The organism is Ilumatobacter sp., from assembly GCF_030065885.1.
GTDB lineage: Bacteria > Actinomycetota > Acidimicrobiia > Acidimicrobiales > Ilumatobacteraceae > Ilumatobacter.
The window spans coordinates 1-9,237 of the sequence record NZ_JASJCS010000160.1; the positions used below are offsets into that span (position 1 = coordinate 1).

The 9,237-nt window shown below is 70.1% G+C and carries 7 protein-coding genes and 1 pseudogene; 4 read left to right on the forward strand and 4 right to left on the reverse strand.

The window, feature by feature from the left end; genetic code table 11:
- Positions 1-133: 133 nt before the first annotated feature.
- A pseudogene (locus QNJ12_RS22255) lies at positions 134-529 on the reverse strand (ChbG/HpnK family deacetylase); the annotation flags it as partial.
- Positions 530-585: 56 nt separating this feature from the next.
- On the opposite strand from QNJ12_RS22255, the gene QNJ12_RS22260 reads away from it, so the two are divergent.
- Positions 586-1,464 carry a phytanoyl-CoA dioxygenase family protein gene (locus QNJ12_RS22260; RefSeq protein WP_300626075.1) on the forward strand — a complete coding sequence of 293 codons (879 nt, stop codon included), beginning with the start codon at positions 586-588 and terminating at the stop codon, positions 1,462-1,464.
- Between the two features lie 19 nt (positions 1,465-1,483).
- On the opposite strand, the gene QNJ12_RS22265 is transcribed toward QNJ12_RS22260, so the two are convergent.
- From QNJ12_RS22265 to QNJ12_RS22275, 3 genes are all read right to left on the reverse strand, one after another.
- Positions 1,484-1,729, reverse strand: coding sequence for a hypothetical protein (locus tag QNJ12_RS22265; protein WP_300626077.1), 246 nt, complete (start codon positions 1,727-1,729; stop codon positions 1,484-1,486).
- Between the two features lie 106 nt (positions 1,730-1,835).
- A complete protein-coding gene (locus tag QNJ12_RS22270; RefSeq protein WP_300626079.1) occupies positions 1,836-3,875 on the reverse strand; it encodes an NADH:flavin oxidoreductase in 2,040 nt (679 codons plus the stop codon).
- 89 nt (positions 3,876-3,964) lie between these two features.
- Positions 3,965-5,011, reverse strand: a complete 1,047-nt coding sequence (locus tag QNJ12_RS22275) for a response regulator transcription factor (RefSeq protein ID WP_300626080.1) — start codon at positions 5,009-5,011, stop codon at positions 3,965-3,967.
- Positions 5,012-5,080: 69 nt separating this feature from the next.
- Here QNJ12_RS22275 and QNJ12_RS22280 point away from each other — a divergent pair, with 69 nt between their 5' ends.
- From QNJ12_RS22280 to QNJ12_RS22290, 3 genes are all read left to right on the forward strand, one after another.
- The gene (locus QNJ12_RS22280) at positions 5,081-6,241 is read left to right on the forward strand and encodes a hypothetical protein (protein ID WP_300626081.1); all 1,161 of its coding nucleotides are present in this window, start codon (positions 5,081-5,083) and stop codon (positions 6,239-6,241) included.
- 44 nt (positions 6,242-6,285) lie between these two features.
- Positions 6,286-7,197, forward strand: a complete 912-nt coding sequence (locus QNJ12_RS22285) for a hypothetical protein (RefSeq protein ID WP_300626082.1) — start codon at positions 6,286-6,288, stop codon at positions 7,195-7,197.
- Positions 7,194-9,237, forward strand: a 2,044-nt coding sequence (locus QNJ12_RS22290; protein WP_300626084.1) for a VWD domain-containing protein, incomplete at its 3' end; no start/stop codon positions are given. The genes QNJ12_RS22285 and QNJ12_RS22290, both read left to right, overlap by 4 nt.

Consider the following 9,237-nt stretch of genomic DNA (forward strand, 5'->3'; position numbering starts at 1 on the left):
CCCCGATGCCGTCGAGGCCGAGTGGCGGGCGCAGATCGATCGTGCGCTGTCGGCGGGTGTCGACGTCACGCACCTCGACGCCCACATGGGCGCAGCGCTCGCACCACTCCGGCGCGAGCGCTGCGCCCATGTGGGCGTCGAGGTGCGTGACGTCGACACCCGCCGACAGCGCACGATCGATCTGCGCCCGCCACTCGGCCTCGACGGCATCGGGGTGCGCGTGCGCACGTACGTCGGAGACCCGCGGCCACATGTAGCCGTCGCCGTCGGTCAGGCCGGCGGACGGCGCCGGCCTGGTGATCGGGCTCCAACGGTAGCCGGGGTGCTCGGACGTCAGGGTCAGATGGATCCCGAGGTCGACGGCGTCGGGATCGACGCCCTCGAGGCGCTGCGCCAGATCGTGGAACCACGGACACGGCACCATTGCCGCGCCGGCGCTGATGCCCTTCGAGGCCGACAGCTCGACGAACGCGTCGTTCGCGCCCTGGCAGAACGCCACGTCGTCGGCATGGACTACCACCTTCGTCACGCCGACACCGTAGCCAGCCTCACCGCACGGTCCCGCCCGGGACGTACAGTCGGAGGATGGAGCTGGGGCACCTGCCTCCCGACGCCGATGCCGACACGGTGGCGGCCCACCTTCGCCGATGGGGTTATGCGATCGTCGACGACGTCGTGGACGGCGAGACGATGGATCGCCTCGCCGCCGAGGTCACCCCGTACGTCGAGAGCTCGGCATCGGGCACCGACGAGTACGACGGCCGGTTCACCCGCCGCACGGGGGCGTTGATCGCCCGGTGCCCGACGGTTCGGGAGCTCGTCATGCACCCGGTCGCGCTCGGCACCGTGCGGGCGTTCCTCGATCACGTCAGCGCCGTGCAGCTGCACCTGACGCAGATCATCACGATCGACCCCGGTGAGACGCAGCAGAAGCTGCACCGGGACCAGATGGCTTTCGACCTGTTCCCGTTCCCGCCCGACTACCACGTGCAGTGCAACACGATGTGGGCCCTGACCGACTTCACGATCGACAACGGCGGCACCCACGTCGTGCCCGGTTCGTCGGCCGTCGCCGACGACGAGGCCGAGCGGATGGAGCAGGGTCAGGTCGAGATGCGGCGGGGCAGCGTGCTCTTCTACGACGGCAAGGTGCTCCACGGCGGCGGCGCGAACCGCAGCGCCGGACCGCGCCAGGGCGTCAACCTCACGTACGCGGTCGGTTGGGTGCGGCAGGAGGAGAACCAGTACCTCGCCTGCCCGCCCGAGATCGCCCGCACGCTCGACGACGATCTCCTGAAGCTGATGGGCTACCAGGAGGGGGCGTTCGCGCTCGGCTATGTCGGCGACCAGCAGGATCCGCTCGCTGCGCTGCGCGGCCGGCAGCATCGCAAGCAGTCGATCGGCGACTTCGCACGGCGCCGCGACGCCCACGCCGACTTCGCCGCCGACATGAACGACGTGTGAGCCGCGCGTCCCGCCGGACTCAGTTCGACAGCGGCGTCGGGTCCTCGTCGGCGTCATGGCTGGCGTGCTCGCGCGGAAGCCGGCCACGCCAGATGGCGACCGCGACGACCACGTGGGCGACGACGAGCAGGATCCCGAACGAGAGCCGCCCGAACGAGCGGTCGGCGACGGCGTCGGCGACGAGCCGTACGGAGCGCAGCGCCGTGAGCGAGACGAGGAGCGCCGCCAGGACATCGAAGGCCCGGGAGAACGCAACCCGACTCAACGAGCGCACGCCCCGGTCGCAACATGAGGAGCTCTGCCCGCCGACGTGCCGTCATCGGGCGCGACGGCGGCACGCCCAGGCCGGGGTCGGGGCGGGGAGTGCGCAGTCACAGGTCCTTGACGAGGCGGAGGGCGTCGTACGCCGCTGCGTGGATGTTGCGGCTCGCCACCGCGTCGCCGATCCGGAAGAGCTGGAACGCCCCGTCAGCGTTGCGGACGACCGCCTGCGGGCGGCCCTCCATCAGCGCTGCGTAGTCGACTGCGCCGAGGTTGGTCGAGCGGTCCCGCAGCTCGAAGTACGTGTCGGCGAGCGCTGCAGTGCCGTGGTCGGCGACGACCCAGTCGACGTGCCGAACGTCGCGATGGTCGGTGTGCTCGCTGCCGAGCTCGACGCACAGTCGGCCGGCCTCCGGCCGCACCGCCGTCACCCGCTGGTGGAGCGTGATCCGGGTGTTCGTCTCGTTGAACGCGCGGGCATAGGGCACGTGGTTGAGGCCGCCGACCTCGACGCCGAACATCCGCTCGGGCGTGACGATCTCGAGCTTCGCCCCCGAGCGGGCGATCATCTCCGCCGCGGACAGCGCCGAGTGCGTTCCGTTGTCGTCGAAGAAGAGCACGTCGCCGGTCGGCGTGACGTCGCCGCCGAGCACGTCCCAGCTCGTCACGACCCGATGGGCACCCTCCTCGATGTCGGGCGGCAGCTGCGGCTGACCACCCGTGGCGACGATCACGACGTCCGGGTCGAGCGAGGCGACGAGCTCGCCGTCGGCGAACGTGTCGTAGCGGATGTCGACGCCGAGCCGCCCGCACTCGGCGAGACGCCAGTCGACGATGCCCTGCAGATCCTTCCGGCGCTGGTTCCGGACCGCGAGGTTGATCTGCCCGCCGGCCCACGGCATCGCCTCCAGCACGATCGTGTCGTGGCCGCGCTCACCGGCCACCCGTGCGGCCTCGAGCCCGGCCGGACCGGCACCCACGATCACGACACGGCGACGCTCGGACGCCGGTTCGATCACGTGGGGCATCGTCTGCTCGCGGCTCGTCGCCGCGTTGTGGATGCACAGGGCCTCGCCGGCCTCGTAGATGCGGTCGAGGCAGTAGGTCGCGCCGACGCACGGCCGGATCTCCTCCTCCCGCCCCTCGACGATCTTGCGGACGATGTGGGGCTCGGCGATGTGGGCGCGGGTCATGCCGACCAGGTCGACCTTGCCCTCACGGATCGCGTGGCGCGCCGACGCCACCTCGTCGACCTTCGAGGCGTGCAGCACGGTCAGGTCGGTGTGTTCACGAACCATGCCGGCGAAGTCGAGGTGGGGCACGGACGGCATGCCGTGGATCGGGATCACCTCGGTCAGGCCGGCCTCGTGCGGGATGTAGCCGCGGATCACGTTGATGAAGTCGATCAGCCCGCCCTCCTCGAACCGCCGGAGCACCTCGAGGCCGCGCGGGGTGTCGATGCCGCCGGGCTCGGTCTCGTCGATCACCATGCGCACGCCGACGACGAACTCGGAACCCACGCGGTCGCGGATAGCCGACAGCACGCCCCAGCCGAACCGGAGGCGACCCTCGTCGTCGCCGCCCCACTCGTCGGTGCGCCGGTTGGTGAGCGGCGACAGGAACTGGTCGAAGAGGTGCCCGTAGGCCTCGACCTCGATGCCGTCCATGCCCCCGGCCTGCATCCGCTCGGCGGCATCGGCGTACTTGCCGACGATCCGCTCGATGTCCCAGTCCTCGGCCTCTTTCGGGATGCTCCGATGGGCGGGCTCGCGGAGGGGTGAGGGCGCGACGACGGGCAGCCAGTCGTCCTGCGCCCACCCGGTGCGCCGGCCGAGGTGGCTGATCTGGATCATGCACGCCGCGCCGTGCTCGTGGACCTCGTCGGTCATGCGCCGGATCCACGGAACGATCTCGTCCTTGTACGCGTGCAGGTTGCCGAACGCGGGCGGGCTGTCCTCGGCGACGATCGCCGTGCCGGCGGTCATCGTCATGCCGATGCCACCCTTCGCCTTCTCGACGTGGTACAGCCGGTAGCGGTCGGTGGGCATGCCGCCCTCGGAGTACGCCGGCTCGTGCGACGACGAGAACACCCGGTTCCGCAACGTCAGGTGCTTGAGCCGATACGGCTGCAACAGCGGGTCGTCAGTCACGTCGGCTCCAGTCGTCGAGGCGGCTCAACACGCCGCGAGAACCTACTTCTCGCACGCTCGTGCCTCCGGACCCGGACCGGTGGCCGAGCTCAGGACGCAGCGAGCTCGCCCAGCGCCACGATCGCGGCAGCGCGGCTCTCCACACCCAACACCGCGAAGACGGTCTCCAGGTGCTTCTTGACGGTGCCCTCGGTGATGCCGAGCCGACGTGCCAGCTGGACGTTCGTGCCACCGGTTGCCGCCAGTTCCATGGCGACCTCGATCTGGCGCGGCGTGAGGCCCACGTCGACCATCGTCGACGCTCCCCGCGGCTCGTTGCCGACGATGCGGACGAGGAGCATGGTGGGTCCGGCGCGCATCGGACGCACCACGCACCGCCACACCTCGCCGGCGACATCGACCTCCTCGATCGAGGCCGCCGTCTCGATGTCATTCCCGCTCGGGAGCAGGCTCGCCACCGGTGCAGGAACGCGTTGACCCACGGCAAGCCGTGCGTCACCCGCCCCCGACGACGAGCCCGCCACCACACCGTCGGATCGCACGCTGACCGCCGTCCATCCCGATCGCGCGGCCTCGAGCCCGAGTGTGCCGGACCGCTCCTGGTTGACGACCGTGCGATGGTGCATCGCCAGATGCGGCCCCAGCGCATTGAGCACCTCGACATCCCGATCGCTGAACTCGCCGGCCCGCTCGGCCCGACTCAGCGCGTACCCGACCACGACATCGGGGGGCGACGGGAGCTGGACGATGAGCTGGAATCGCAACCCGAACGGTTCGTAGAAATGCGTGAACAGCTCGGTCTCGGTCAGACGGTCTCCGCCCGGAGCATCACAGAATCGCAGCGCGGACCCGGCGAGCGAACGGCCGGCCAAGCTGATCAACGGATGCTGGTGGGCATATCGGTCGTACGCCGGCTTGAGCTCATGGGACAGGGAGTCGTACTCCGCCGGCGCGGTGACGGTCCGATAGTCGGACGTCGCCAGCGTCATGTCGTTGAACGATGCGATCTTGCACTCGATCACGGAGCGCAGCATCTCAAGAACCCGCTCGAACGACGGCAACGCATCGGCCGCCAGCTCCGTTGCGATCTCGAGCACCGCGCCGAGGTCGTCGGCACCGAGGTCCAGCGTGGTCACAGCGGTCACCGTATTCCATGCGTCGAATGACGTATTGCACTCTGCCAGGACCGTGGCGATCGTTGCGCCATGGCGAGAACCAGATCGTGGCTGTTCATCGTGGCGCTTGCCCTGGCAGCCTGTGGCGGAGACGACGACGAGTCGGCCACGAGTCCCAGCATCGACGACGGGGCTCGGTCGAGCGACGGCGACGGATCGGCGGGCGAGGCGTCATCACCGACGTCGGTGGACGGCAGCGGTGTCGATGTCGGCGGCGCCGGGGCCGAGCCAGCCGAGGCCGAGCAAGCCGAGGGGGAGGAGGCCGCTGCCGACGACAGTCCTGACCTCGGGCCGCAGCTCGAACCGAACGCCACCATCGCGATCCCCGTGGACGACACCGGCGGGGGCGTCAACGGCATCGCACTCTCGCCGACGGGTGATCGGATCGCCGCGCTGTGGCGGGTGGTCGACGCCGACTTCAACGAGGAGCGCACCTTGGCCGTCTTCGACGCCGGCACCGGCGACGAACTGGTCTCGAGTTCGGACGAACGACTCGGCAACGAGCTGTTCTGGACGAGCGACGATCGGCTCGTCTCGGGTGCCAACTGGGGCGAGCTGTGGGAGTGGGACTCGGCGACCTTGGCGTCGGTGTCGGACGAACCGGTGTCGCAGAGCGCGCTCGAGTCTCTCACCTGCGGCCCGAGCAACGGCCTCGCGTTCGACCCGGCCGCCGGCGCCGTCTTCATGGTCGACCGCGGCGTGTGCCGTGTCGATCTCGCCAACGGTGCGTCGGTCGAGACCAGCCCGGACGACCCGAGACTCGGCAACATCAAGGTCGCCCTCGGGGGCGCTGAGATCTACGTGCAATGGGTGACCGACGACAACGTCCTGATGCGCCGAACCCTCGACGCAAACACGCTCGAGTCACGCAACGACGAAGAAGCGGGCCCGATCGTCGACGCCGCATCTGGCAACGGCCGCATCGAGAGGCTGAGCGGCAACGACAAGGTGGTCCAGCCGGCGGGAACCGAGATCGGCTTCTTCGGAACGGTGGTGGAGACCAGCGCTGCCGGGGGCTACTACTTCGGCGAGCGCGACGGCGCATTGCCGATCGTGTCCAGCCTCGACGGCAGCACCGTCGGCTGGATCGATGTCTCGGACGCCTTCGTCCAGAACACCGCCTGGTCCGCCGACGATGCGGTCTTCGCCACCCGGACCGACGGCATGCTGTCGGTATACCGGATCGGTTGATACTCGATCGCGCCGACACGGACCGAGCGCTACGTTCCCGTGCCATGAGGGCCACCGATCGATCCGCCGCTGCGCGATGGCTCGGCGGTGTCGCTGTCCTCGCGTTGCTCGCCGGAGCGTGCAGCTCCGACTCCGGAGAGGACACTGTGAACACGACGACCGGCGCGACGAACGACGATGCGTCGACGGCGACGGACGTCTCCCCCGATCCCGAGACCGACCCGGAGATCGATTCCGACGCCCAACCGACGGAGCGCCCGGGGCAGGCGACGTTGCTCGAAGCCGGCAGCGAACCGCGGGTGACGCTCGCCATCGCCGGCGAGCGCGATGCGGCGATCTCGGTCAGCGCCGTCGACGAACGCAGCGCCACCGTCGACGGGGCGACCACCGACGAGAGCCGGTCGGCCGAGTACGACGTCGCGGTCGAGATCGTCGCCCGCAACGACGGGTTCGAGTTGCTCGTCGCGCCGGCCGTCGCGACGATCGACGGGCCGGAACCGACGGCCGACGAGATCGGGATCCTGCAGTGGTCGGTCGACCCGAACGGCCTCACGCAGCGGGTGGTCCCGATTCGGGGTCCCGGCACGGCGACCCGCGACACGCTCGCGCTGTTCAACGTCCCCAACCTCGTCGTGACGACCCCGGTCGAGCCCGTCGGAGCGGGGGCGCGCTGGAGCCAGCCGCTCGAACCCGGCGTCGATGCCGCTCTGCTCTACACGCTCCACGACGTCAGCGAGACCGACCTCGACCTGACCATCGAGCTGGAGGCGCCCGTCGACGGTGGGACGCTGACCATCGAGGTCAGCGGCCGGTACGACCGCGCGACGCTGCTCACACGCGACGTGACCGCCATCTCCACGCTGGAGTTCACGTCGCCGGTCAGCGCCGACGGCGAGACGACGAGCCTGCAGGGTGTCTGGCGCAGCGAACGCACCTACACCGAGGTCGCAGGATGAGGTGGGTTCGAGCCGCGGTCACCGTCACCGTGGCAGTCGGCACGGCGTCGGTGTTCACGGCCGCATCGTCCGATCCCCCGGCGGTGCACGCCCAGGGCCGGCCCGACTGTTCCAACGGTCCCGCCAACGCCCTCGACCAGATCGGCGGCACCCTGCTCGGCGACATCTGGCCCGACTGGCTCCCGAACCCGTACGAGCCGGAGTCGCCCGACGAGGTGTGGGACCGGTGCATCCGGCCGTACCTGGACTTCCCGCCGCCCCGTGGCGGGCCCGGGCGGAACTCCGGCGATCCGCACATCGTCACCCAGGACGGCGCGACGTACGACTTCCACGGCGCCGGCGACTTCGTGCTCCTGAGGTCGGCGGTCAACGACGTCGAGCTGCAGGTGCGCTACCGGAGGTTCGGTCAGGTCTCGCTCTTCAACGGTGTCGCGATCCGGGTCGGCGACACGACACTCACCGTCGAGCGGTTCGTCCGCGATGAGCCGCCCCTCGTGACGCTCGACGGCGTCGAGCTGCAGCTGTCCGACGTCGGGTGGCACGACCTCGGCATCGGATTCGTGATGCGCGCCGATCAGACCGTGTTCGTCGAGCTCGCGAACGGGATCGTGCTCGAGGCCACACGGCCGGGTCTCACACTGCTCACGCCGGTCGAGTGGGCCGGCACGTTCGAGGGCATCCAGGGCAACGGCGACGGCGATCCCACCGACGACGTCGCAACCGCGGACGGGAGTCTGGTGAACCCGGCCGACACCGAGGCCATCTACGGCGAGTTCTTCGACAGCTGGTACATCGCGCCCGCCGGCTCGCTCTTCACGATCCCGTTCGACGAACAGCTCGACGGCCCGATCCGACCCGACGAGTTCGTCACGATCGCCGATCTCGATCCGGCCGCCGTCGCCGACGCCGAACGGACGTGCCTCGACGCCGGCCTCACGGCCGGCATCCGGCTCGAGCACTGTGTCTTCGACGTCGCCGTCACAGGCGATCCGTTCTGGGCGGAGTCCGCGCTCCCGGCGGCCGAGCTGACGTCCGTGCCGGCCGTCGCATTCGAACCCGACGTCGAGGACGTCATCGCGCTGGGCGCCACGGGTGTGGTGGCACCCGATGTGCCCGAGGCCGGTGCCGGGAAGCTCGGCCGGCGGTTCGCCGCCGACGACTTCACCATCGCCGAGTTCGCAGCCGGCACCCGGTCCCTCCGCGTCACCGAACCGTGCTCCCGCGGCGTCGGACCGGTTGCCGTGCTCATCGACGACGGCGAGCCGACCGAGTCGCTGCACCTGGTCTGCCGTGCTCGCTATCCGCTGCCGTCGACGGCGTTCGCACTCCGCGTCATCGACCCGACGGGTGGTGAGCCGGACTACGGCTTCGAGATCACACAGGCCGACGTCACCGATCTCGGACTGCTCGTCGACGGCGCGGAGTACCGGGGCGAAGTGCGCTCCGCGGGGGCCGTCGTCGGCCGACTGCCGTACGACTCGGGCTCGCGGGCGTTCGTCGCAGCGCTCGACGACGCCGACTGCACGGTCGACGTCCGCATCGTCGACGCCGGCGGTGCCGCGCAGGGACTCACCCGCGCCGGCTGTCTCGACGTCGGTCCGATCGACTTGACCGGCACCGCTCCGTTCTCGATCGAGCTCTCCGGAGATCCCGCCGGCGACTACCACTTCACGGTCACCGAGGTGGCCGGCGACACCGTGTCGTCAGCCCAGCTCGGGCAGCGAGTCGACCTCGAGGTGTCGACCCCCGGCCAGCAGGCGAGCACCACGATCGACCTCACCACCGGCGACCGCGTCTACGTCGAGACCATCGACCACATCGGCGGCCGGCTCGTCGCCATCGGCCCCGACGGCACCGAACTCCGGTCCGTCCTCTCCATCAACGACCTCGGACTCCTCCAAGCCACCACCGACGGCACCCACACCATCACCATCCGGCCCGACGACGCCAACACCGGCACCCAACAACTCACCATCCACACCGTCGCCGACGACACCACCACACCCGCCACCCCCGACACCGAGATCCCCCTCACCATCA

Bases quoted from the DNA above. Each gene is read 5' to 3' on its own strand.
- QNJ12_RS22260 (WP_300626075.1), top strand. From the start codon at position 586: ATGGAGCTGGGGCACCTGCCTCCCGACGCCGATGCCGACACGGTGGCG.
- QNJ12_RS22280 (WP_300626081.1), top strand. From the start codon at position 5,081: ATGGCGAGAACCAGATCGTGGCTGTTCATCGTGGCGCTTGCCCTGGCA.
- QNJ12_RS22285 (WP_300626082.1), top strand. From the start codon at position 6,286: ATGAGGGCCACCGATCGATCCGCCGCTGCGCGATGGCTCGGCGGTGTC.